This window comes from Clostridium sediminicola (genome assembly GCF_050402865.1).
Classification (GTDB): Bacteria; Bacillota; Clostridia; order Clostridiales; family Clostridiaceae; genus Clostridium_AF; species Clostridium_AF sediminicola.
In genome coordinates this window covers 1-1,396 of sequence record NZ_BAABMF010000062.1, presented here as the reverse complement: position 1 = coordinate 1,396, position 1,396 = coordinate 1, and the positions used below count along the sequence as shown (strand labels likewise).

The following is a 1,396-nucleotide window of genomic DNA, read 5'->3' as shown; positions in this document are numbered from 1 at the left end:
CAGATATGATTCAGGAGAAGTTCGGAATTCCTACTTTAACGGTGGAATTGGATTCTGTTGATTTGCGCTATAAAAGCATTGATGAGGTCAAGGCGTCAATTACGGAGTATATGGAGAGTGTTGTGGGGGCCAAGAGGCTTTCGAAAGTGTAGACCATTGTAAGAACGTAGCCGAATGGTTTCTTGCAGAAAGCGAGAGAATTCAAACAGAAAGCAGAAAGCGAGGAAATTAAAATGAGTAAAGTTAAATCTATTGCTATTACAGGTAAAGGAGGTACAGGTAAAACGGTCGTTGCAACTCTTTTAATCAGGATACTTGCAGAACGTTATAAGAATAAAGTGCTTGCCATCGATGCCGACTCTGCTATGAGTCTGCCCTATACATTGGGAACTAAGGTGAACAAAACGGTAAGTGAGCTACGTAAAGGTTTGATTGGTAAGGACCAGCTGAGAAATAATTTAAATAATGCTCCCACCAAAGAGATGATGCGTGAGATTCTGTCCCATGGGGATGGTTTTGACCTGTTGACAATGGGGCGTCCCGAGGAACCTGGATGTTTCTGTGCGGTCAATGAGCTTTTGCGTTACGGTATTGACACTCTCCTTGGTGATTATGAGGTGTCAATTATAGATGGTGAGGCAGGTCCAGAGCAGCTTAACCGCAGGGTTCTCAAGAGTATTGACGTGCTACTGGTTGTTGCTGATATGTCTGCCAGAAGCCTGGAAACTGCCGCTGGTATCATTAAAGTGGCCCAGGGTGGTGAGGATGGTATTCAAGTCAAGCAGGCTGGCTTAGTGCTGAACCGTGTGCGTAACGACGAGCCTGAGGAAGAGATAATCAAGAAGATTGGTCTTGATGTGTTTGGCTGTCTTCCAGAGGATGAGTTGGTGAACTCCTTTGACCGTGATGGCAAGTCCTTGCTAGAGTTACCTATGGACTCCGCTTGTCCTATGGCAGTACGCGAAATTCTGAAGAAGATTATTCCTGACTTTTAGTGGGACGCCTACGCAAACTAGAAAAAACTGTTTTGGAGTATTTTTACAGAGACTTTGGCAAAAACTATGAAAACTCTTAAGACGATGATTAAAATATTTATAGGTAAAAATGCAGTACTATATTGTGTTTTTACCTATAAATTAGATAAAAAAGGTATAGCTAAATTAGAGTCTATTTTTAAAAAGTAGTTCTCTATGCTATCGAAAAGGCATAGGGGTATAAACGTTATAGTAAAACTAGAAATTTCGAACTGATCGGTTACCATGCAACAGGTGTGTTGCACAGGCCATCACGCATTCTTGGTAATTTGCCCGCGCCATTGAGGTAACGGCTTACTTAGCATCTAATTGCTCCGAGAGAGCAATAATGTGGTGTATAAATAAGGTATAAAAAATATGAA

The 1,396-nt window shown here is 41.7% G+C and carries 1 protein-coding gene; it reads left to right on the top strand.

Features of this window, described 5'->3' with window-relative positions; all coding sequences use genetic code 11:
* The first annotated feature begins 233 nt into the window (after window positions 1–233).
* Window positions 234–995, top strand: coding sequence for an ATP-binding protein (locus ACQ3F0_RS26700; RefSeq protein WP_428868860.1), 762 nt, complete (start codon window positions 234–236; stop codon window positions 993–995).
* Window positions 996–1,396: the final 401 nt, after the last annotated feature.